General features: G+C 32.2%; 21 protein-coding genes and 1 other RNA gene. 16 read left to right on the top strand and 6 right to left on the bottom strand.

Annotation, left to right across the window (positions count from 1 at the left end):
* The first annotated feature begins 45 nt into the window (after window positions 1-45).
* Together C8N26_RS08570 and murA are read left to right on the top strand one after the other, a co-directional pair.
* Window positions 46-678 (top strand): DUF4290 domain-containing protein, encoded by a 633-nt coding sequence (locus C8N26_RS08570; RefSeq protein ID WP_120186939.1) that lies wholly within the window; start codon window positions 46-48, stop codon window positions 676-678.
* A complete protein-coding gene (gene murA, locus C8N26_RS08565) occupies window positions 679-1989 on the top strand; it encodes a UDP-N-acetylglucosamine 1-carboxyvinyltransferase (protein WP_120186938.1) in 1311 nt (436 codons plus the stop codon).
* Between the two features lie 91 nt (window positions 1990-2080).
* On the opposite strand, the gene C8N26_RS08560 is transcribed toward murA, so the two are convergent.
* Entirely contained in the window at window positions 2081-2260 is a 180-nt protein-coding gene (locus C8N26_RS08560; protein ID WP_120186937.1) for a hypothetical protein, read from the bottom strand.
* A 169-nt stretch (window positions 2261-2429) separates the two neighbouring features.
* Here C8N26_RS08560 and C8N26_RS08555 point away from each other — a divergent pair, with 169 nt between their 5' ends.
* From C8N26_RS08555 to C8N26_RS08525, 8 genes are all read left to right on the top strand, one after another.
* Window positions 2430-2990 (top strand): nucleotide exchange factor GrpE, encoded by a 561-nt coding sequence (locus C8N26_RS08555; protein ID WP_120186936.1) that lies wholly within the window; start codon window positions 2430-2432, stop codon window positions 2988-2990.
* Window positions 2991-3063: 73 nt separating this feature from the next.
* The gene (gene dnaJ / locus C8N26_RS08550; RefSeq protein WP_120186935.1) at window positions 3064-4188 is read left to right on the top strand and encodes a molecular chaperone DnaJ; all 1125 of its coding nucleotides are present in this window, start codon (window positions 3064-3066) and stop codon (window positions 4186-4188) included.
* A 174-nt stretch (window positions 4189-4362) separates the two neighbouring features.
* Window positions 4363-4672: RNase P RNA component class A (rnpB, locus tag C8N26_RS08545), an RNA gene on the top strand.
* A gap of 381 nt (window positions 4673-5053) precedes the next feature.
* Window positions 5054-7831 carry a bifunctional aconitate hydratase 2/2-methylisocitrate dehydratase gene (locus C8N26_RS08540; RefSeq protein ID WP_120186934.1) on the top strand — a complete coding sequence of 926 codons (2778 nt, stop codon included), beginning with the start codon at window positions 5054-5056 and terminating at the stop codon, window positions 7829-7831.
* Window positions 7832-7936: 105 nt separating this feature from the next.
* Window positions 7937-10204, top strand: a complete 2268-nt coding sequence (locus tag C8N26_RS08535; protein WP_120186933.1) for an aconitate hydratase — start codon at window positions 7937-7939, stop codon at window positions 10202-10204.
* A gap of 60 nt (window positions 10205-10264) precedes the next feature.
* Complete coding sequence (locus C8N26_RS13690; protein WP_317124624.1) at window positions 10265-10441, top strand: hypothetical protein; 177 nt, start codon at window positions 10265-10267, stop codon at window positions 10439-10441.
* A 24-nt stretch (window positions 10442-10465) separates the two neighbouring features.
* A complete protein-coding gene (locus C8N26_RS08530) occupies window positions 10466-10975 on the top strand; it encodes a peptidoglycan DD-metalloendopeptidase family protein (protein ID WP_317124623.1) in 510 nt (169 codons plus the stop codon).
* 59 nt (window positions 10976-11034) lie between these two features.
* Window positions 11035-11508 carry a DUF6495 family protein gene (locus tag C8N26_RS08525; RefSeq protein ID WP_099216638.1) on the top strand — a complete coding sequence of 158 codons (474 nt, stop codon included), beginning with the start codon at window positions 11035-11037 and terminating at the stop codon, window positions 11506-11508.
* A gap of 15 nt (window positions 11509-11523) precedes the next feature.
* Here C8N26_RS08525 and C8N26_RS08520 read toward each other — a convergent pair whose 3' ends face one another.
* The gene (locus C8N26_RS08520; RefSeq protein ID WP_028892475.1) at window positions 11524-12207 is read right to left on the bottom strand and encodes an SIR2 family NAD-dependent protein deacylase; all 684 of its coding nucleotides are present in this window, start codon (window positions 12205-12207) and stop codon (window positions 11524-11526) included.
* A gap of 395 nt (window positions 12208-12602) precedes the next feature.
* On the opposite strand from C8N26_RS08520, the gene C8N26_RS08515 reads away from it, so the two are divergent.
* Window positions 12603-13250, top strand: a complete 648-nt coding sequence (locus tag C8N26_RS08515) for a hypothetical protein (RefSeq protein ID WP_120186932.1) — start codon at window positions 12603-12605, stop codon at window positions 13248-13250.
* Between the two features lie 174 nt (window positions 13251-13424).
* Entirely contained in the window at window positions 13425-14096 is a 672-nt protein-coding gene (locus C8N26_RS08510; RefSeq protein ID WP_028892472.1) for a TrmH family RNA methyltransferase, read from the top strand.
* Here the strand turns inward: C8N26_RS08510 and C8N26_RS08505 are convergent.
* On the bottom strand, window positions 14089-16425 hold the full coding sequence (locus C8N26_RS08505) for a type IA DNA topoisomerase (RefSeq protein ID WP_120186931.1): 2337 nt from the start codon (window positions 16423-16425) through the stop codon (window positions 14089-14091). The genes C8N26_RS08510 and C8N26_RS08505 overlap by 8 nt on opposite strands.
* A gap of 227 nt (window positions 16426-16652) precedes the next feature.
* On the opposite strand from C8N26_RS08505, the gene C8N26_RS08500 reads away from it, so the two are divergent.
* A complete protein-coding gene (locus tag C8N26_RS08500) occupies window positions 16653-17519 on the top strand; it encodes a DJ-1/PfpI family protein (RefSeq protein WP_120186930.1) in 867 nt (288 codons plus the stop codon).
* Window positions 17520-17717: 198 nt separating this feature from the next.
* Here the strand turns inward: C8N26_RS08500 and C8N26_RS08495 are convergent, their stop codons facing one another.
* Together C8N26_RS08495 and C8N26_RS08490 are read right to left on the bottom strand one after the other, a co-directional pair.
* The gene (locus C8N26_RS08495) at window positions 17718-18329 is read right to left on the bottom strand and encodes a hypothetical protein (RefSeq protein WP_120186929.1); all 612 of its coding nucleotides are present in this window, start codon (window positions 18327-18329) and stop codon (window positions 17718-17720) included.
* Window positions 18330-18557: 228 nt separating this feature from the next.
* The gene (locus C8N26_RS08490; RefSeq protein WP_120186928.1) at window positions 18558-19586 is read right to left on the bottom strand and encodes a DUF6414 family protein; all 1029 of its coding nucleotides are present in this window, start codon (window positions 19584-19586) and stop codon (window positions 18558-18560) included.
* Between the two features lie 308 nt (window positions 19587-19894).
* Between C8N26_RS08490 and C8N26_RS08485 the strand changes: the two genes are divergently transcribed.
* On the top strand, window positions 19895-21328 hold the full coding sequence (locus C8N26_RS08485; protein ID WP_038005294.1) for an ATP-grasp domain-containing protein: 1434 nt from the start codon (window positions 19895-19897) through the stop codon (window positions 21326-21328).
* Between the two features lie 11 nt (window positions 21329-21339).
* Complete coding sequence (locus C8N26_RS08480) at window positions 21340-22302, top strand: succinylglutamate desuccinylase/aspartoacylase family protein (protein WP_120186927.1); 963 nt, start codon at window positions 21340-21342, stop codon at window positions 22300-22302.
* Between the two features lie 73 nt (window positions 22303-22375).
* On the opposite strand, the gene C8N26_RS08475 is transcribed toward C8N26_RS08480, so the two are convergent.
* Window positions 22376-23218: a DUF2911 domain-containing protein gene (locus C8N26_RS08475; RefSeq protein ID WP_120186926.1), complete on the bottom strand. Its 843-nt coding sequence runs from the start codon at window positions 23216-23218 to the stop codon at window positions 22376-22378.
* Between the two features lie 121 nt (window positions 23219-23339).
* Between C8N26_RS08475 and C8N26_RS08470 the strand changes: the two genes are divergently transcribed.
* Window positions 23340-23834 carry a DinB family protein gene (locus C8N26_RS08470; RefSeq protein ID WP_120186925.1) on the top strand — a complete coding sequence of 165 codons (495 nt, stop codon included), beginning with the start codon at window positions 23340-23342 and terminating at the stop codon, window positions 23832-23834.
* Window positions 23835-23844: the final 10 nt, after the last annotated feature.

Genomic DNA, 23844 nt, shown 5'->3' with positions numbered 1-23844 from the left:
GTTCGTAAATAATTACCTATTTTGCATGGATAAAAATATAGAGAAATGACGTTTGATTTAGAATACAATTCAGAAAGATCGAAATTAATTATTCCTGAATACGGAAGACATATACAAAAACTCGTAAATCATTGTGTTGCTTTAGAAGATAGAGAAGAGCGTAACACAATGGCTAAGGCAATTATAGACGTAATGGGTAATTTACAACCACACTTACGTGATGTTCCTGATTTTAAACATAAGCTTTGGGATCAGCTACATATCATGTCTAATTTTAAATTAGATGTAGATTCTCCTTATGACACACCTTCTAAAGAAGAGTTGCAAGAGGCTCCAGAAAGAATGGCATATCCTAAATCAGCTTCTAAATATCGTTTTTATGGAACAAATATTCAAACGATGATTGACGTTGCTTTAACGTGGGAAGATGGTGATATGAAAGAAGCGTTGGTTTTTACCATTGCTAATCATATGAAGAAATGTTATCTAAATTGGAATAAAGATACGGTTGATGATAATGTAATTTTTGATCATCTGTATGAATTATCAGACGGAAAAATAGACATTAGAAGTATTGAAGAAGATTTAACAGATAGTAAAAGCTTGTTAAGAAAACGTAGTACCCAAGGTCAGCACAAATCAAAAGGAAAATCAAACACTAAATACAGAAAAAAGTAAATGGCATCATTTAAAATTGAAGGAGGTCACAAATTAAAAGGAACAATAACACCACAAGGGGCAAAAAACGAAGCATTACAAGTAATTTGTGCAGTGTTATTAACTTCAGAAAAAGTAATAATTAACAACATTCCTGATATTATTGATGTCAATAAATTGATTTTCATTTTAGGAGAATTAGGAGTTAAGATTGAAAAACTTTCTAAAAATTCTTATAGTTTTCAAGCAGATGATATCAATTTAAAATATCTAGAATCAGCAGACTTTAAAAGGGATGGAAGCTCACTAAGAGGTTCTATTATGATTGTTGGTCCGTTATTAGCTCGTTTTGGAAAAGGATACATTCCGCGTCCAGGAGGAGATAAAATTGGTCGTCGTCGTTTAGATACACACTTTGAAGGATTTATCAATTTAGGAGCAAAATTCCGTTATAATCGTGAGGAATATTTTTATGGAGTAGAAACTGAAACAGGTTTGGTTGGTACAGAAATGTTGCTAGACGAAGCTTCAGTAACTGGAACTGCAAACATCATTATGGCGGCAGTTTTAGCAAAGGGAACTACAACTATTTATAACGCTGCTTGTGAACCATACATTCAACAATTATCAAAAATGTTGAACTCTATGGGAGCAAAAATCTCAGGAGTAGGTTCTAACTTATTAACTATCGAAGGAGTTGAGTTTTTAGGAGGTTGTGAGCACACTATCTTACCAGATATGATTGAGATTGGTAGTTGGGTAGGTATGGCTGCAATGACGCGTTCTGAATTAACTATCAAAGATGTTAGTTGGGATGATTTGGGGCAAATTCCTAATGTGTTTAGAAAATTAGGAATTCAACTAGAAAAAAGAGGGGATGATATCTTTATTCCTGAACAAGATAGTTACGAGATTCAAAGTTATATTGATGGATCAGTACTAACCGTTGCTGATGCACCTTGGCCAGGGTTTACACCAGATTTATTAAGTATTGTATTAGTAGTAGCTACTCAAGCAAAAGGTACGGTTTTAATTCATCAAAAAATGTTTGAAAGTCGCTTGTTCTTTGTTGATAAATTAATCGATATGGGAGCTAAAGTAATTTTGTGTGATCCGCATAGAGCTACAGTAATAGGTCACGATTTCAAATCGCAATTAAAAGCAACTAAAATGACTTCACCAGATATTCGTGCAGGTATTTCTTTATTAATTGCTGCCTTATCAGCAAAAGGAACGAGTATCATAGATAATATTGAACAAATTGATAGAGGTTACGAGGATATTGAAGCTCGTTTAAAATCTATCGGAGCTAAAATTGAAAGAATTGATTAGATGATAACTAAAATACTATATGAATAAAAAGCAGCTAATTTAATTAGCTGCTTTTTTGTTTAAAATAAAATAAGTATTGTTACATTGTTGATTAACAAGTGTGCTCATGTGGGCAAGCAAAATATAATTCACAATAAATAGGACCAGTTACATTTCCAGCACAATCACATGCACACTTGCTAAGGTCTACTCCAGCACTACCTGTTACATTTTTTAATTGTTCTTTAGAAAGAATTGTAAAATCTGAAATGTTTAAAAATTTCTGTTTCATAATTGAGGGATTTTAAATGTTAATAAATAATCTTATAAATATATGATTATGAATTGGTTAATCAAAATAAAATATTTGATTTGAATAGAGGGGGTGTCAACTTGACATGATTTTTTATTGGCAACATTCTTGTTAATCTAAAGAGAGAAAATAAAAGAAACTATTTACAATGAGTAAAGATCAATATACAAAAGAAGACGAAATTAATGACGCTGTAAAAAGTGGAGAATTAGGTGGAGAGCAAGAAGAAGCTCAAGAAAATAAAGAGGTTGAAGCAAAAGAAGCGCCTACAGCTGAAGAATTAATTCAAGCAGAAAAAGACAAATACTTACGTTTATTTGCTGAATTTGAAAACTATAAAAAACGTACATCTAAAGAGCGTATCGAGCTTTTTAAAACAGCAAGTCAAGAATTAATGACAGCTTTACTGCCAATTATGGATGATTTTGATAGAGGTTTGGCAGAAATTAAAAAGTCTGAAGATTCTGAATTATTAAAAGGAATGGAGCTTATCAATAATAAGTTTAAAAATACCTTAACTCAAAAAGGATTAGTAGAAATTGAAGTAAAGCCAGGAGATGATTTTGATGCTGAAATTCATGATGCAATTACACAAATACCTGCGCCAACAGAAGATTTAAAAGGAAAAATCATCGATTGTGTAGAGAAAGGATACAAACTAGGAGATAAAATTATTCGTCACCCTAAAGTAGTAATGGGGCAAGCGTAAAACAATTATCATTAATACAATTATTGGTTATTGTTTAAAATAACTGTTTACTGATAATTGAACATTGAAAGTTATGGCAAAACAAGATTATTACGAAATATTAGGAATATCAAAATCGGCATCGCAAGCTGAAATAAAAAAAGCATATCGAAAGATGGCTATTAAGTATCATCCAGATAAAAATCCAGATGATAAAGATGCTGAAGAAAAATTCAAGTTAGCTGCAGAAGCGTATGAAATATTAAGTGATGAGAACAAGAAAGCTCGTTACGATCAGTATGGTCATGCTGCTTTTGAAGGAGGTCACGGAGGCTTCGGCGGTGGCGGAATGAATATGGATGACATTTTTAGCCAATTTGGAGATATTTTTGGAGGAGCCTTTGGTGGCGGTTTCGGTGGTTTTGGTGGCGGTGGTCACCGTCAAGCACGAGTAAAAGGTAGTAACTTACGTATTCGTGTAAAACTAACTTTAGAAGATATAGCCAAGGGAGTTGAAAAGAAGGTAAAAGTTCGTAGAAAAGTTCAAGCAGAAGGAGTAACGTATAAAACCTGTTCAACCTGTAACGGTACAGGGCAACAAATGCGAGTTACCAATACTATTTTAGGTAGAATGCAAACAGCTACTACTTGTGGTACTTGTCATGGAGCAGGAGAAATGTTAGATAAGAAACCTAGTGGAGCCGATGCACAAGGTATGATTGTAAAAGAAGAAACTGTTTCTATTAATATTCCTGAAGGAGTTACAGAAGGAGTTCAACTAAAAGTAGGAGGAAAAGGAAACGAAGCTCCTGGTAAGAACTCAATTCCTGGTGATTTATTAGTGTTGATTGAAGAAGTACCACACGATACTTTAAAGAGAGAAGGAAGCAATATTCACTACGATTTATATATAAACTTCTCAGAAGCTGTTTTAGGAACTTCTAAAGAAATAGATACAGTTACAGGAAAAGTTAAGATTAAAGTTGATGCAGGAACGCAATCTGGTAAGATTTTACGATTAAAAGGAAAAGGATTACCTAGTATTGAACGTTATGGACATGGAGATTTCTTAATTCACATAAATGTGTGGACACCACAAGAATTAACAAAGGATCAACGTAAATTTTTTGAGGAAATGCAAGAAGATGAGAACTTTAGCCCAAACCCTCAAAAGTCAGACAAGTCGTTCTTCGAAAAGGTTAAAGACATGTTTTCTTAAAAAAAATATAAAATTTGAATTTTTTTTGATTTAAATTTTTTTAAAACAAAAAACGTTTATATATTTGCAGTGTCTAGGAGACGTTCTAGACACTTTTTCTTTTTCATAGCAATTTTCCCACTCAATTTTTTGAGTGGGTTTTTTTATGAATAAAGATGTGAACTAAAAACATATTAAGCAGACCTATCTTATCGACTTACAGCAAATGTAAGTAGGAAAGTCTGGACACCATAGAGTAGCATAGCGGATAACATCCGTCCGGTGTAAACCGAGGACAAGTGCAACAGAAAGTATGTACAGGTAATGCTGTAGTGAAACCAGGTAAACTCTATGCGGTGCAATGCCATGTACATTAGAGCTCGAGCGCTACTCGCGCGATTCTAAGGGGTAGGCAGATTGATTCCGTTAGTAATTTCGGAACTAGATAAATGATAAGAGCCTCATTTTTGAGGAACAGAATCCAGCTTATGGGTCTGCTTTTTTTCCTATTTAGAATCATTATAGCTTTTTCTGTACTTTACTTAAAATATCTCAATTATCAAATTGATAATTAATTGACTGGTTTTTAAGTGTTTTTTTGAGATATTTTTAAAAACAGCTATTTCAAATTAAATAAATTTAGTATTTCTCCTGTTTTGTTGTTTATTTTTAAAATTGAGGTTAAAATAGTACTTTTGCTAGGCAAAAAAATAACAAGATATACTCGTATGTAAATTTGATATATGTGCTTACATATAACAGTTTTAGATACAAATAAATTAAGAAACAATAAAAGGGAGTTTTTATAAGTCAATTGTATCACAATCAATTTCAATAAATCTTAACTTTTACAGTTTCTTTTCAAATATTAAATAATAAACCTTTTATGAACACATACTCAGATTACCTAAAGGAGATTGAAGTAAGAAAAGGGCAAGGTCTACACCCTAAGCCAATTGACGGAAGTGAATTGTTAACTGAAATTATTTCACAAATTAAAGATGTAAATAACGAGCACCGTAAAGAGTCTCTTAATTTCTTTATTTATAATGTTTTACCAGGTACAACAAATGCTGCTGGTGTAAAAGCTGAATTTTTGAAAGAAATTATTTTAGGAGAGTTTGTAGTAGAAGAAATTACTCCAGCTTTTGCTTTTGAACAATTATCTCACATGAAAGGTGGGCCTTCTATCAAGGTTTTATTAGACTTAGCTTTAGGAAATGATGAAGCGATAGCTAAAGAAGCAGCTAAAGTGTTAAAGACTCAGGTATTTTTATACGAAGCAGATACTGAGCGTTTAGAGGAGGCTATGAAAGCAGGAAGTGCAATAGCTAAAGAAATTATTGAAAGTTATGCACAAGCAGAATTTTTTACAAAGTTACCAGAGGTAGATGAAGAAATTCAAATAGTAACATTTGTTGCAGGAGTAGGGGATATATCTACAGACTTATTATCACCAGGTGCAGATGCACACTCTAGATCTGACCGTGAGTTACACGGACAATCTATTTTTGAGCACAACAAAGAAATGCAACAAGAATTGTTAGCACTAAAAGAACAGCATCCTGATAAACGAGTGATGTTAATTGCTGAAAAAGGAACTATGGGAGTTGGATCTTCAAGAATGTCAGGAGTAAATAACGTTGCTCTTTGGACAGGAATACCTTCTAGTCCTTATGTTCCATTCATTAATATAGCTCCTGTAATTGCAGGTACAAATGGAATTTCACCTATTTTCTTAACAACAGTTGGTGTAACAGGGGGTATTGGTATTGACCTTAAAAACTGGGTGAAGCAAAAAGATACTGAAGGAAATACAGTATTAGATGCTGATGGAGAACCAGTTTTAGAACAAACATATTCTGTTGATACAGGAACTGTGTTAACTATTAACACAAAAACTAAGAAATTATATAACGGAGATAAAGAATTAAAAGATATTTCTGACGCTTTAACTCCACAGAAAATGGAGTTTATCAAAGCAGGTGGTTCTTATGCTGTAGTTTTTGGTAAAAAATTACAAACATTTGCTGCCAAAGTTTTAGGAATTGAAGCTCCACAAGTATATGCAGCTTCTAAAGAAATTTCTGTTGAAGGACAAGGATTAACAGCAGTTGAAAAAATATTCAACAAAAATGCTGTAGGAACTACTCCAGGTAAAACATTACATGCAGGTTCTGATGTTCGTGTAGAAGTAAACATTGTAGGATCTCAAGATACTACAGGATTAATGACTTCTCAAGAGTTAGAAATGATGGCTGCAACGGTAATTTCTCCAATTGTTGATGGAGGATACCAATCAGGATGTCATACTGCTTCAGTTTGGGATGATAAGTCAAAAGCGAATATTCCTAGATTAATGAAGTTTATGAACGACTTCGGTTTAATTACTGGTCGTGATCCTAAAGGAGAGTATCATGCAATGACGGATGTAATTCATAAAGTATTGAACGATATTACTGTAAGTGATTGGGATATCATTATTGGTGGAGACTCTCACACACGTATGTCAAAAGGAGTAGCTTTTGGTGCCGATTCAGGAACTGTTGCCTTAGCATTGGCTACAGGAGAAGCAACCATGCCAATTCCACAATCAGTAAAAGTTACTTTTAAGGGAGACATGAGAAGCTTCATGGATTTCCGTGATGTAGTGCATGCTACACAACAACAAATGTTAAAGCAATTTGGAGGAGAAAATGTATTCCAAGGAAGAGTTATTGAGGTGCATATAGGTACCTTAACAGCTGATCAAGCTTTTACGTTTACTGACTGGACTGCAGAGATGAAAGCAAAGGCTTCTATCTGTATTTCAGAAGATGAAACATTAATTGAATCATTGGAAATTGCTAGAGATCGTATCCAAATCATGATTGATAAGGGAATGGATAATAAAAAGCAAGTATTACAAGGTTTAGTTGATAAGGCAAATACTAGAATCCAAGAAGTTAAAACAGGAAATAAACCAGCGTTAAAACCAGATGCGGATGCTAAATATTATGCAGAAGTTGTAATTGATTTAGATGAAATCGCTGAACCAATGATTGCTGATCCTGATGTAAATAACGAAGATGTTTCTAAACGTTATACGCACGATACTATTCGTCCATTATCATTCTACGGAGGAACTAAGAAAGTAGATTTAGGTTTCGTAGGATCTTGTATGGTTCATAAAGGAGATATGAAAATCTTAGCTCAAATGTTAAAGAACATTGAAGCACAAGAAGGTAAAGTAGAATTCAATGCTCCATTAGTAGTAGCACCACCTACATACAATATTGTAGACGAGTTAAAAGCTGAAGGAGATTGGGAAGTATTACAAAAGTATTCAGGATTTGAGTTTGATGATAATGCACCTAAAGGATTAGCACGTACAAAGTATGAAAACATGTTATACTTAGAACGTCCTGGATGTAACTTATGTATGGGGAATCAAGAAAAAGCTGAGCCAGGAGATACAGTAATGGCTACATCAACACGTTTATTCCAAGGAAGAGTTGTAAAAGATTCTGGAGAGAAAAAAGGTGAATCTTTATTATCTTCTACACCAGTAGTAGTATTATCTACTATTTTAGGAAGAACTCCTACTATGGAAGAATATGAAAAAGCAGTAGACGGTATCGTATTAACGAAGTTTAAACCATCTCAAAAGCAATTAGTAATGTAATCATAGACATTATTTATAATACAAGCCCGAGTTTTAACTCGGGCTTTTTTATTATCCTATTATTTTTTGCTAAATTTAGTACTTGTAATAAAAACTAAACAATACATGGCTTTTGATATTAAAATGATTAAGGAAGTTTACTCAAAATTTCCTGAAAGAGTAGAGGCAGCAAAAAAAGTAACAGGTAAACCTCTTACGTTAGCTGAAAAAATTCTGTATGCACATTTATGGAATGTAAAAGTAGATAAAGCATTTACTAGAGGTAAAGATTATGTTGATTTTGCCCCAGACCGTATTGCTTGTCAAGATGCAACAGCACAAATGGCGTTGTTGCAATTTATGCAAGCAGGAAAAGATAAAGTAGCAGTACCAACAACGGTACATTGCGACCACTTAATTCAGGCAAAAGATGGAGCAGCTACCGATTTAAAACACGCAAATGATGTAAGTAGTGAGGTTTTTGATTTTTTAGAGTCTGTATCTAATAAATACGGTATTGGCTTCTGGAAACCTGGAGCAGGAATTATTCACCAAGTGGTATTAGAAAATTATGCATTTCCAGGAGGAATGATGATAGGTACTGATTCTCACACAGTAAACGCTGGAGGATTAGGAATGGTTGCTATTGGTGTAGGTGGAGCTGATGCAGTAGATGTAATGGCAGGTATGCCTTGGGAATTGAAATTTCCTAAATTAATAGGTGTAAAATTAACAGGTAAATTATCTGGTTGGACAGCACCTAAAGATGTGATTTTAAAAGTAGCAGAAATTCTAACAGTAAAAGGAGGAACAGGAGCTATTGTTGAATATTTTGGACCTGGAGCAACAGCTATGTCTTGTACAGGTAAAGGAACTATTTGTAACATGGGAGCAGAGATTGGAGCTACAACCTCTACTTTCGGTTACGATGAGTCTATGGAACGTTATTTACGTGCTACAGATAGAAATGATGTGGCAGATGCAGCAAATGAAATTAAAGAATACTTAACGGCAGATGCTGAAGTATACGCAAACCCAGAACAATATTTTGATCAAGTAATTGAAATCAATTTATCAGAATTAGGCCCATTATTAAACGGACCTTTTACTCCTGATTTATCTACTTCAGTAGGTAAAGAAATGACAGAGAAGGCTCAAGCAAATAATTGGCCATTACAAGTAGAATGGGGGTTAATAGGTTCTTGTACCAATTCTTCTTATGAAGATTTATCACGTGCAGCTTCTATTGCACAGCAAGCTATAGATAAAGGATTGAAAACAAAAGCAGAGTTTGGTATCAATCCAGGATCAGAGCAAGTACGTTATACAGCTGAAAGAGATGGAATACTGCAAGTCTTTGAAAATTTAAATGCTAAAATATTTACTAACGCATGCGGACCATGTATTGGACAATGGGCTAGATATAGTGATCCTAAAAATGCGCCAAAGAATAGTATTGTTCACTCTTTCAATCGTAATTTTGCCAAAAGAGCTGATGGTAACCCTAATACACATGCTTTTGTTGCTTCACCAGAATTAACTGCAGCAATAGCAATTTCAGGACGTCTAGATTTTAATCCGATGACAGATTCATTAATTAATGAAAATGGAGAAGAGGTAATGTTTGATGAACCAACAGGGTGGGAATTACCACCAAAAGGCTTTGAAGTTAAAGATAATGGGTATTTAGCACCAGAGGAAGATGGAAGTCATGTAGAAATAGTTGTAAACCCTAATTCAGAACGTTTAGAATTATTAACGCCATTTGAGCCAATAGGTAATACTATAAAAGGTGCTAAATTATTAATCAAAGCATACGGTAAATGTACAACTGACCATATATCTATGGCAGGACCTTGGTTACGTTATCGTGGACACTTAGATAATATTTCCAACAACATGTTGATTGGGGCGGTAAACGCTTTTAATAAGCAAACAAATTTCGTGAAAAACCAATTAACAGGTGAGTATGATGCAGTACCTAAGGTGCAACGAGAGTACAAAGCAAAAGGAATTAAAACAATTGTAGTAGGAGATCATAACTATGGTGAGGGTTCTTCTCGTGAACATGCAGCAATGGAACCACGTCATTTAGGAGTAGCGGCTGTATTGGTAAAATCATTTGCACGTATCCACGAAACAAACTTGAAAAAACAAGGAATGTTAGGATTAACATTTGACAACGAAGCAGATTACGATTTAATTCAAGAAGATGACACCTTCAACTTCTTAGATTTGAATGAGTTTTCTCCAAGTAAATCACTAACTATTGAAGTAGTGCATGCTGATGGATCAAAAGATACAATAGTTGTAAATCATACCTATAATGAAGGGCAAATTGAATGGTATAAAGAAGGTTCTGCTTTAAATTTAATTAAGAAACAGAATGCCTAATACATAACTAGTTTTTCACAAAAAGTGCAGTAATTACTGCACTTTTTTTAATTTTTAAATATGATAGATTTTTTAAGAAACATATCCCCAAAACCATTACATGTAGTTGATACGAGTATACCTTTTAGCGAATACATTCCAATTTCAATAGCAGCATCTAACAAAGAATTAAGCTTTGATGTTTCTTCATCAAAAGAATGGGAGGCTTATTTAGAAAATTATTTTTCAAAACATTAAAAAACAGTTGCTTTTGGGGGATATTTGGAAGTAAGAGATATTTATAGTAGAAGTGAGCATTTTAATAAATTATCAGAAGAAAACCAACGAAATATTCATTTGGGAATTGATTTGTGGTGTGATGCAGGTACAGACATTTTAGCGGTATTAGATGGGGAAATTCATAGCTTTAAAAACAATTTAAATTATGGAGATTATGGGCCAACAATTATTGTAAAACATTCAATAGAAGGAAATGAGTTTTATTCATTATATGGTCATTTATCATTAGAATCTATAGAAAATATATCAGTTGGAGCAAAAGTGAAACAAGGAGAGAAGATAGGTACTTTAGGAGGTAGTTCAGTAAATGGAGACTATGCTCCGCACTTACATTTTCAGTTAATGATAGATATTGAAGGTTGTTATGGAGATTACCCTGGAGTTTCTTCAAAAAAGAACCTAGATTATTATAAGGAAAATTGTCCTAACCCTAATTTATTATTAAAATTGCCCCATGAAACCCTTATAGAGGGATTAAGCAAAACAAGATAGCAGCTCTGATTAAAAACATGAATAAAACTAGAGCTAGTTAATTACTAAAATTTAAACGTTTGAAATATAGACAACTTACAAAAGAACAGTTTGAAGGATTACATGAAGAATTTGCTCGATTTTTAGCATCACAAAACATTGATAAAAAAGAATGGGATGAACTAAAAAAAGAGAAACCACATGTAGCTGAAGATGAAATGAATGTATTTAGCGATGTAGTTTGGGATGATGTATTAACTAAAACAGCGTATTTAGAACATTTTTCTCCAAACTTAGTAAACCTATTCAAATGCGAAGAAAAAGAAATACATCGTATTGTAATAAAAATAGAAAAAGACATTAATGTTTTAGAGCAAGAAGGGTTTGAATGGCTACTAAAAAATCCAAATGATGAAGCAATTGAGTTTTTAAGAGGCTCAAAAGCATATCAAGAAGAAAGAAATGTTGAACTTTTTGATTTGATTGAAAAAGGAAGCACAATTTCTAAAGGAGAATTGTATGAGTATTTTGACCGATTAACATCAAATTCATAAAACTTGATACTAAACTTATTTTAGTATAGTAATTAATTTATCAGTACCAGAACTAGCAACGTCTTCAATAATAGTTAAGTTATTGAAGGCGTTTTTATTTACAGCAGGTTTAGGATCTATAAAATAAATAGGTGTATTATGCTGTACATAATTAACCAAACTAGCAGCAGGATATACTTGCATAGAAGTTCCTATAATTACTAAAATATCAGCCTGTTGAGTAATTTCTGCAGCTTTTTCCAAAAGAGGAACATCTTCACCAAACCAAACAATGTGTGGGCGTAATTGAGCATTTTCTTCGCATACATCACCTATAGCAATATCTTTATTCCAATTATAAACAAGATGTTTGTTTTTGGTACTACGAGCTTTTAATAGTTCGCCATGTAGATGTATTACATTTTTGTTTCCTGCTCTTTCGTGTAAATCATCTACGTTTTGAGTAATAATATCAACTTCAAAATCATTCTCTAAAGAAACTAAATTGTGATGTGCTTTATTAGGAGAAACTTTTAAAAGTTGTCTTCTACGTTGATTGTAAAAGTCTAATACCAATTCAGGATTAGCATGAAACCCTTGTGGAGAAGCCACTTCATAAATATCGTGACCTTCCCATAAGCCATCGGCATCTCTAAAAGTTTTAATACCACTTTCAGCACTAATACCAGCACCTGTTAATACAACCAAACGTTTTTTCATAGATAAAATAGAGAAATTAATGATTCTAAAATATGAACTATGCTATTAAAAAAGCATTTCTTTTTCGTTACAAGTTTAAGAAAATAAATAAGAGATTATTGCTTAGTGATTAAAAAATAGGAAAGTCTGCTTTGTATGTAGCATAATTAATTAAAGTTTGTTGACCTGTTTAAGAAGTTTTTTCTGTATAGATAAACTTATTTAACTTTAATCTATCTTTTTTATGTTAGAATCCCTTTAAAACAGATAGTTTTCTACCACTTAAGTAAACTACAGCTGAAAACAGCTTCAGTTATCCAAAGAATTTAGTAACTTTATCTGTAGCCATAAGAGTGTTTTATAAGCTAAAGAAGCTCTTTCAATATTATGAGAAGGAATAACATAAACTAGTAAATATGAAATCATTTATAAAATTAACAGTGCTATTATCAATTATAGTTGTTGCGTTCAATTGTTGTACAACAACTCAATTAGTAGAGTATTGGAAGAACCCAGAAATTGATTCACTCTCATTATCTAAAGTATTAATCATTGGTATGACTCCAAATTTAGAGGCTAGAGATAAGTTTGAAGAATTGCTAAAAAAGGAGTTAGAATCTAGAAACATTGATGCAGTGCCAAGTTTAGATATTTTTGAGCCAAAATTTAGAATGGAAGGGAAAACAGAAGAAGAATTAAAACTTATAGAAAATGTTTTAACAGCAAACTTTTATGATGCAGTAATTTATACTAAGGTGGTAGGTGTGGAAGATAGAAAAATATTCTCAGAAAAATATAAAGAAAAAAAATACCTAGATGTAAAGTTTAAGGAAGATTATTATAATCACCGAGAAATTCTAGAAGACCCAAATTATTATGAAAAGTATAAAACATACAAAGCTGAAACCTCTTTATATTGTATTTGTCCAACAAAAGAACGAGAGTTAATTTGGAAAGGATATATAGATATTATTGATCCTAAGTCTATAGAAGAAACTGTAAATGATTACGTTAATTTATTGGTTCTAGCATTAGAAGAGCAAAAACTTATTAATAAAAAATAAATTTAGCTTTCTCTTCTTTATTCAAGGTCATATTAATTAATAATCCAACAAAGCTAAGATTTATAGTTTACTAGTTATTTTAATTTAGTTGTGCATAGAGTTTACTACCTTTATTAAAAAAGAACGAGTTGTTTAAGCATAAGAGAAAATAGGAAAATTTACTATGTTTGTCGTATGATTGATGAAGGATTATTAGCCTATTTAGAAGGTTACATTACTGAAAAAAGGAAAGATACATTTCACAAAGTTTTGAATGAAAGAACACGTCATTTTACGGTAGTGTTAGAAGATATTTATCAGCCGCATAATGCAAGCGCAGTGGTAAGAAGTTGTGATATATTTGGTATACAAGATGTATATGCCATAGAAAATAAGTTTACGAACAAAGTATCAAGACATGTAGCCAAAGGAAGTCAAAAATGGTTAGACATTCATCGATATAAAGAAGACGGAGACAATACCAAAGCTTGTTTGGAAGATTTACGAGCAAAAGGGTATCAAATTATAGGTACCACACCACACACTGATTCGTGTATTTTACCTGATTTTGATGTTACTAAAAAATCAGCTTTTGTTTTTGGTGCTGAAAAAGATGGAATTTCGGATTACATAAAACAAGAAGCAGATGGATTTTTAAAAATTCCCATGGTTGGTTTTACCGAAAGCTTAAATATCTCAGTAGCAGCAGCAATCACACTACAAGATGTAACTACCCGATTAAAAAGAACAAATTTAGATTGGCAACTATCAGAAGAAGAAAAGAATGTATTGTATTTTAAATGGATAAAAAACACCATTAAAAACCCAGAGAAATTAATAGAATACTATTATAAAGAACTTACTTAGAAGTCAATATTTTATATACTAACTCTTTGGTTAATGGTTGCCCGTTAGCCATTTTTTTGATGTTTTCAAAAGTAAACACAAAGTCACAACCATTTTTATACTCAGAACATCCGTAGGCAGACTTTCCTTTTAAAACAATTCCTTTACTACATTTAGGGCAAGTTATTTTTTCATTGTCATTACGAGGAGTTTGCGACGAAGTAATCTTTTCATTTGTAACAACTCCTTTTTTAGGTTCAAATTTTAAATTGAAATTATCATCAAAACGAACCAATCCTTCATTTTTTTCAGAACCTTGTTTAAACCCTTTTAAATTGGTCGTACATCCTTTGTCAAGCAAACGAATGAATTGACTTTCAGAGATTTTTTTGTCCATAAATTCAAACGGAAGTGTAAAATCACAACCATTTTTATAGGCAGAACATCCATAAGCAGCACTTCCTTTTAGTAATTGTCCGCTGCTACATTTTGGGCAGTTTTTACCTACCACTTCTTTCTTTTTAGAAGTAGATTTTTTCTTAACCTTATTTGTGTTTTCAGAAGTGCTTTTTTCGGCAGATAATCGTACAGATTTGGTATTAGAACGTACCTCGTATACCAAACGGTCTACCATTTTTTTCATTTCATTAATAAAATGAGCAGCACTATACTCACCACGTTCAATTTCTTTCAAACGTTTTTCCCACAAACCAGTTAACTCTGCAGATTTTAGAAGCTCGTTGTCAATTAAATCAATCAGATCAATTCCCGTTTGAGTGGGAATGATCAATTTTTTTTGACGTTCAATGTATTTTCTTCTAAACAACGTTTCAATGATACTTGCACGTGTAGATGGACGACCAATACCGTTTTCTTTCATTAATTCACGCATTTCATCATCATCTACTTGTTTTCCTGCTGTTTCCATAGCACGTAGTAAACTAGCTTCGGTATAATTACGAGGTGGTTTGGTTTCCTTTTCTAAAAAAGAGGGCTCATGCGAACCTTTTTCTCCTTTGGTAAAAGTTGGTAAAACGTCTTTTTCAGTATCTTTTTTTGGTTCTTTTCCGTATTCAAAAACTTCACGCCAACCTTTGGTAAGAATTTCTTTTCCTGTGGTTTTAAACGAAACTTTATCAGCTTCACCAATTACAGCGGTATTAGAAATATCACTATCAGGATAAAATACAGCGATGAATCGGCGAACAATAATATCGTAGACTTGTTGCTGATTATATTGTAGATTGATTTCTATTCCTGTGGGAATAATCGCATGGTGATCAGTTACTTTTTTGTCATTAAATACTTTACTCGATTTACGTATTTTTTTCCCTAAAAGAGGTTGTGTTAATGTTGCGTATTGTTTTAAACCTTTTAAAATATTCGGAACTTTAGGATATATGTCGTTTGGTAAAAAAGTAGTATCAACCCTTGGGTAGGTAACTACTTTCATTTCATAGAGTTTCTGTACAATTTTTAAGGTTTCATCGGCAGAAAACCCAAATTTGTTATTACAATATACTTGTAAGCCAGTTAAATCGAATAGCTTCGGAGCGTATTCTTTACCCTTCTTTTTGGTAACTGACATGATTTCAAAATCACTTTCTTTTACTTTATCCGCAAAAGCTTGTCCTTCTTCCTTCTTCAAAAAACGACCTTCTTCACAACTAAAGAGTGTATCGCGATACAAGGTTTGGAGTTCCCAGTATGGTTCTGGCTTAAAATTTTGAATTTCTTTATAACGATCTACCAACATGGCTAGGGTAGGCGTTTGTACTCTGCCTATAGATAGTACTTGTTTATAACCACCAAATTTTACAGTGTACAAGCGGGTAGCGTTTAATCCTAAAAGCCAATCACCAATAGCACGAGAGTATCCTGCATAGTATAAATTGTTATAATCGTCGTTGTCTTTTAGGTTGTCGAACCCTTCTTTAATAGCTTCTTCAGTTAGAGAAGAAATCCACAAACGTTGAATTTTACCCTTGTAATTTGCCTGATTAATAACCCAACGTTGAATTAGTTCTCCTTCTTGTCCCGCATCCCCACAGTTGATAACCACATCGGCTTTTTCAAATAAGGACTTAACAATTTTGAACTGTTTCTGAATTCCACTATCATTAGTAACTTTTGTGTCAAAACGATCAGGAAGCATCGGGAGATTGTTCAAGTCCCAGCTTTTCCAGTGCGGTTTGTAGTCTTTAGGTTCTAAAAGCGTGCATAAATGACCAAATGTATAAGTAACTGCATAACCATTCCCTTCGAAATATCCATCTCGTTTGGTATTGGCTCCTAAGATATTAGCAATCTCACGAGCTACACTTGGTTTTTCGGCGATACAAACTTTCATGCAAGTAATTTAGAGGGTCGAAATTACTAAATTATTTGTGAATGTTCTATGTTGTTTTTTGAAAGAAGTTTTGATATGTAAATAATAGAATTTGAACATTTAGGAGTACTATTTAAACTTTATGAGTTAATTAAATGTTAGTTTATGAAGTAAGTTTGTAGTATAAATAAAGGTTGTAACTTATAGAGCATTTCGTTAGTAGTATAAAACCAGTAAACTGAATTAGTATGAATCGTATAAAAAGTATGTTAGGAGCAGAACCGAAAGAGGTTTCAGGAAATATATATTCTCCTTCGAAATTAGCTTTAAAACTAGCTGTAGATAAAAAAACAGACTATGATCATTCAGTTTTTGAAGATAAGAATACGGATAAAAACCGAAGAATCTTAGTAATTGGAACAGAACAAGCATTACTTGAAATGAAAAACGGGAAAAATTTTTTAACAGGAAATCATCCTGTAGAAATGTTTGTGCCAATGTTACATTTTATGAAAGCTGGGTTTGAAATGGATATAGCTACTGTAACAGGAAACCCATTAAAATTAGAAGAATGGGCTTTTCCTGAAGAAGACAGGGAAGTAATGGCAATTTATGAGACGTTTAAATCGCAAATTCTTACGCCTTTAAACTTACAGGAAGTAGTTGAAGAATTTGATGAAGAGAGTCCGTATACTGCAGTATATATTCCAGGAGGGCATGGTGCTATTATAGATTTACCTTCAAGTTTAGCGGTTAAAAAGGTAATTGATTGGAGTGTGAAAAATGATAAGTGGATGATTTCTATCTGCCACGGTCCAGCAGCTTTTTTAGCAGCAGCTATTAATGCTTCACCAGAAGAATTTCCATATAAAGGATACAAAGTAGCTGCTTTTCCTGATGGAGCAGATAAAATGCTTCCGTTAACAGGATATATGCCAGGCGCAATGCCTTGGTATTTTGGAGAAAGATTACAAGATTTGGGTGTAACTATTGTAAATAAGATGCCAAACGGAAAAGTATGTCATGATCGAAAACTTATTACTGGTGATAGTCCAAAAGCGGCAAATAAATTAGGAAAGCTAGCTGTAAGGTTAATGCTTTCCGAAACAACGTAAGTAATATTTTATTGAATATAAAGGGATTTATTTAATAGCTAGTCATTAAAACGTAATTCAATTTATAGTGTTGACCATGAGGTTTACATTAGAAAAGTAAGCGTACTAAAATTTTCATTTTTAGTTTTTTTATAGAGGATTGTGAAAAAGCCTCAGAAAAATATTTTCTGGGGCTTTTTAAACATGGTAGAAATAGTTTTATTCTTTGTTTATAAATAATTCATACTCCATTGTAGTCATTATAGTAGATAAATAAGGTACAGGTTCTAATTTATCAGGATTTAAATTTTGAAGTATCTTATCTAGTTTCTGTAAGCTAATTGAGAATGTTTTTTCATGAGGAAAATATATTAACCTTCCTTTTCTAGTAAAGTAAAGATTACTTTTTAACTTAGAAGAGTAGTAATTAACTAGTTGTTTGTTCGATTTTATAAGTTTGAATTCTCCTGACCATTTTTGTGTTTTTACACAACCAGATTCAGTTATGTTAACTTTAATTTTTTCAGGTATTTTTAAAGGAGAACTATTGGGTATTTTAAACTCTAAAATCGTTGTATAGCAATCAGGCGCACTACAATCAAATCCATGCAGGTTAAAAGGTAATTTAAAAATTAAATATTTTTTTTCATTAGTAATAAGTCCTCGAATATAGTGCTCTTCAAAAACAGTATTTAATAACAGTTTATCATTTTTACTATTTAAAAGTTCGTTTCGAAGAGCGTCTTGTTTTTGTTGAAAGTTATTGATAGTGTTTTCTTGTGAAAAACAAGAGAAGGTTAATAAGATAAAAAAATAAAGTAGCTTTTTCATATTGTAAATTTTTAGGTTTTTAAAGAGATTTAATTAAAAACAGCTTCCGTACCATTAGTTATAGGTGAATTTTTAGTTAGTAAATTGTACCTGAAGGTTTCAGTTATGAGTAGTTTCATGGATTTAAACCTAATTTAGCAAATACAAACCGAATAAAAAATTCCATTAGAATTCTAGGAAGTAGGCGAGAATAAGCAATTACTTATAACTATTGTTAGGCAACGTTTTTTATTCTATTATTACTTCTCTATAAATTCCAATTGGACTTATTGCTATTTTTGGGTAGCTGGGTACAAAGAAGAACTTCTCAAAGTTTTCAAAAGATGCAAATATATTCCGAAAAACTTTATCATATACAGCTTCTTCTGACAGTTCCTCCTCATCATAAGCGAGATACTCATCATTTAGATTTACTCTCACATCTTGTTCTTGAGGGCAAGACGTTATAATACCAAAAACTGACAATTTGATATTTGGTCTACTACCATATGTAAAAATCACATTTTCAAAGTCTCCATTCACTAGGTATTGACTTTTTAAGTTGGCTAAAATTTGAAATTCAGGAAAAGAATCGAATGGTGCCAGTCTGAAATTTAATCGGTTTGGTGAAAACGTATCTAAAAATGTATTTACTCTTTCTACAAACGTTTCATCAAGTAACTGCGCTTCTGAATGCTCTTCTATAATTTTATCAAATGATTTTTCAGCTGCTTTTAGTCTATTCAGTTCCTTATGGTTTTGCGATTTTTTAAGTCCTTTTTTTAGGTCGTTGATTTGGTTTTTTTTAGCAATAATTTCAGGATTGTTTTTTAAAGCAGAGGCATAAATCAATCTTTGTATATCGTTGAAATTTGCCATAATTTTTTTAAACCTTCCATAATCTTCAAAAGAACTCCAGCCATTAGCTTTTACGTATGTATATCCTGGGACATTTCCTAAAAAGTCATTAAATGTTTTGCCATCTGTAGTTAAAGCTTGATTTAAATCTTTTAAAAAATTTTTCTTGGTTAACTTAGATTCTACTTCATTTAGTAACTCGTGGTAGAGTTCAATTCTTTCCGTTTTTATGGTTTTTTCGTCCGTTGTTGCTCCAACTTTTGCCTTTAATAATTTTATATCAAAACCAAATTCAGACTGAATACCTCCTTGTTCTTCGATAGCTCTAGTTATTTCACTAACAATTCCACCACTCAACTGACTGTTAAGTGATTTTGCTTTGTCATAATCGAAGTATATTAAGTCTTTTACTGAATTCATATGTTTCTCTTAAAATGTGCCTAACTCGTTTTATGTATTACAAATGTTTTTTTATCCCTCAAATAATAGGGGATAATAATACTTTTTTATATTCTTAAAATAAACATGAAATCCAGAAAGAAAAATCCATAGCCTTTCATTTGCAATTTTTTTTAAGAACTTCTAAAATACATGTTTTTTATAAATCTGACAATAACTAGCATGTTTATAAATTAACATAAATAAGCATATTTTAGTTGTATTTTTTTCTATTTTTAATTTATCAAGAATAGTATTTGTAAGAGAAAAATAAAATAGAGAAACCAAAAATGAAAGCAATAGAGCTTATACAACCCAATACATTTAATAACGAAAACCATTGGTACCCTAAAGCATTGAATGCCACGATTCACCCAATGGTAAATTTCTTTTTAAACCTAGATAAAGAACGAATTATTGCCAGATATTGTCATTTGCATCCCAAAGTAAATGCTGAAAAGTTACGAGAAATTTTGTCGTATGAATGCAAGTATTTTTTGTGGGGAGGCGCCGATTTAATCAACTCAACATCGGCAGATGGAGATAAAAATATGGTTATTATTGAAAATAATTCATGTCCGTCAGGTCAAAAGTCAATGCCTTTATTAGACGATAACAAAGAAGATGGAGCTTATCGTTTATTAATAGAACGAACTTTTAAACCTATTTTAGATAAAAAACGTAAGCTTGTTAAAGATGGTAGGTTAGCTGTATTTTACGATAAAAATTATATGGAAACCTCTGGCTACGCTGCTGTAATTGCAGATGTTTTTAAAGAAGATGTATTCTTAGTTCCGTTTTTTTCAAATAAAGAAAATACACATGTAAAAATAGAAAACGAAATTTTTTATTTAAAACAAAATGAAGAATGGATTCCGTTACGAGGTATTTTTAGGTATGTAACTCAAAAACCATGGAATCGTTTTCCTGTAAATAGTAAAACAAAGATTTTAAATCCGATTATTACGTGTTTAGCAGGAGGTAGAAACAAAATGGTAGCAGCCAAAGCCTATGATATTTATAATACTGAGTTAGAAGAGCATGGTATGAAAATTAACATTCCAGATACTATTTGGGATGTAAGTAAGAATGAGATTCCACTGTGGGTAAAGAAAATGGGTGGACAAGCGGTTATTAAAATACCTTATAGTAACGCGGGTCAAGGAGTGTATACCATTGTAAATGAAGAAGAATTGGAAGAGTTTATGAAGTTAGAAATAGAGTATGAACGTTTTATTGTACAAAGTTTAATTGGTAATTACAATTGGAGCTCGTTAAGTACTAAAGGAAAATACTACCATGTAGGTACAATGCCAAATGCTAAAGGAGAAACTTATGTGTCTGATATTCGTATGATGATTAGTAGTACAAAAGATGGTATTAAGCCTTTATGTATGTATTCGAGAAGAGCATTATTACCTCTGGTAAATGATTTAGAGAACAGCAAAGATTCTTGGCAGATGCTAGGGACTAATTTATCTGTTAAATTGGGAGAGAACGAATGGACGTCAGACACCAATCGTTTGTTAATTATGGATAGAAGAGATTATAATAAACTAGGTTTGGGGATTGATGATTTAATAGAAACATTCATACAAACTGTGCTTTCAACCATTGCTATTGATAAAATGTGTATTAGCTTAATTAACTCTAATAAAAAGTTTAAAAAGAAACTATTTACTTCTTTAAATAACGATAGTACTTTATTAAACGAGTTGTACTAACTATAAGATGTATGGGACACCAAATTGAGTATATAACAGAGTTTGACGTAAATCAAACACCCCAAAATTCTATTAAGAATTATTGGTTAAAAGTAACTTCAAATGCATTAGGAATTGCTACATGTATTCCTATTATAGTTGCCAGAGGAAAAGAAGATGGTATTGTATTGGGGCTTACTGCTGCAGTTCATGGAAATGAATTGAATGGAATATCGGTAATTCAACGATTGTTTAAAGATTTAGATACGAATAATTTAAAAGGTACTATTGTAGGAATTCCTATTGTAAACGTACCTTCTTTTGTTAGAGGAACTCGTGTTTTTAGTGATGGTGTAGACATTAACAGAATTATGCCAGGGAAACACAATGGAAATACTAGTGAAGTATATGCCAATCGTTTTTTGAATTTGGTAGTAAAAAAGTTTGATTACCTCTTAGATCTTCATACTGCTAGTTTTGGTAGAGTGAATTCATTTTATATTAGAAGTGATATGAATAATGAGGTTACTAAGAAATTAGCTTTGTTACAAGATGCAGAAATTATTGTACATACACCACCATCTGACGGAACTTTACGTGGAGCAGCAGAAGAGTTAGGAATTCCGTCTATTACTATTGAAGTTGGAAATCCACATAGTTTTCAAAAGAAAATAATTAAAAGTGGACTAGCAGGGGTACATAATGTACTTACTCATTTAGGAATTACTGATGATGAATATGAAACATCTAAAAGAAATACAGTAGTTTGTAATAAATCATATTGGTTGTATACTCAAGAAGGAGGGCTGTTAACAGTACATGTTGATTTAAGAGATATTGTAGAAGAAGGAGATCATATTGCAACGCTAAGAGATGTTTTTGGGAATACGATTAAGAAATATTACGCGCCAGAAAAAGGAATTGTGGTGGGTAAAAGTGTAAATCCTGTAAATCAATCAGGTGGGCGTATTATCCATTTAGGAATAATGAGGTAAAACGAAAGAACTGCTTCATAAATATTTAGTTTATGAAGCAGTTCTTTTTATTTAATGAAGCTCTTATTGAAAATTACTTCATTTCAGCAATAAACTCTTTATTCATTTTTACATAATCAGCATTTCCAACTTTTTCAGCACCTGATAATGAAGCTTTTGCTGCTTTAATAGCTCCTTTTTTATCTCCAGCTTTAGCTAAGATTAACGATTGTTGACGTAAGTACCAAAAACGAGGTTGATCTTTAGTCATATCTACTGCTTTGTTAATCCATTCTTTAGCTTTATTGATGTCTTTTCCTTCTTGTAAATAGTAAACAGCAGAAGAAAAATAATCGTTAGCAGAAGGACCGCCCATTACTTGTGCAATACTTTCTTCAACAGCTTTGTCTGTTGGAGTATTAAATTTTACACCAACATAAGCATTTTCCCATAAGATACCTAATACAGCAGAATCGTTTGTTAAATCGTCAATAGACATTGTAAACGTTTCAATTTTCATTGGCATAGCTTCAACCTTAGCAGTGGTAGACACAGCTACCTTAGCATCATCCCAATTTTGAGGAGTTCCCCAGTTATTAGTATCAGAATAAAATAATACTTCCCAAGCGTCTTTTCCTGGCTTCGTATATACAGCATACGTTCCTTTTTTTAATGTTTTTCCGTCAATAGTAACGTCGTCGCTAAAAGTAACTTTGGTGTTTTGGTTTGCACCTGTTCTCCATAATTTACCGTAAGGAACTAAATTACCAAAAACGGCTCTTCCTTTCATGCTTGGTCTTGAATATTCAACAGTAACATCGGTTAAACCTACTTTTTGTTCTATTTTAGAAGCAGGACTCGGTGCAGGTGTCTTTAACTGGGCATTGATGTTTGTTGATAAAGCAACAACAAACAAACTCAAAAGTATTTTTTTCATGTTAATAGATTTGTTTTTAATTAGTTTTGTTAAAATTACAAGGAATTCTTCGGATTAATGTTAACAAAAACTTAAAATACGGTAGGATTGTTTTAATAGATATTTGCAGCCAAAGTTAAGAATGACAAAAAAAGGAACACATAGAAATAATGGAGCTATTGGAGCTTTGTTAGATGAATATGAAAAGTCTATAGCAGAGTTTAAGGAGGTAATTAAAGATATTACCTCAAAAGAATTGATTCAAATAGTTGATAGTGAAACTAAAGATGAAGATTGTAAGTCAATTCAAACAATAATAACACACGTAGTTAGGGCAGGATATACCTATGTTATTGAAATAAGAAAGTGGTTAGGAGAAGATATAGTTTATAAAGAAAAAGAGCAACTAAACTCTATTTCGGAGTATAATAAAGCATTAGATACAATGTTCGCTTATAATGAGCAACTCTTCAAAGATTACCCTAATATTAAACTAGAAGAATTAAATCCAAATAAAAAGGTGTACGTGAGGTGGGGACAGAAATATGATGTAGAACAATTATTTGAACATGCTATTGTACATATATTAAGACATAGAAGACAAGTAGAATTATTCAAAGAAAAAATTAGTAGATAGAAACTTATAA

The organism is Tenacibaculum lutimaris (assembly GCF_003610735.1).
Lineage (GTDB): Bacteria > Bacteroidota > Bacteroidia > Flavobacteriales > Flavobacteriaceae > Polaribacter > Polaribacter lutimaris.
Note: the sequence above shows the minus strand (reverse complement) of the source record. Positions and strands in the feature narration are given on the sequence as shown.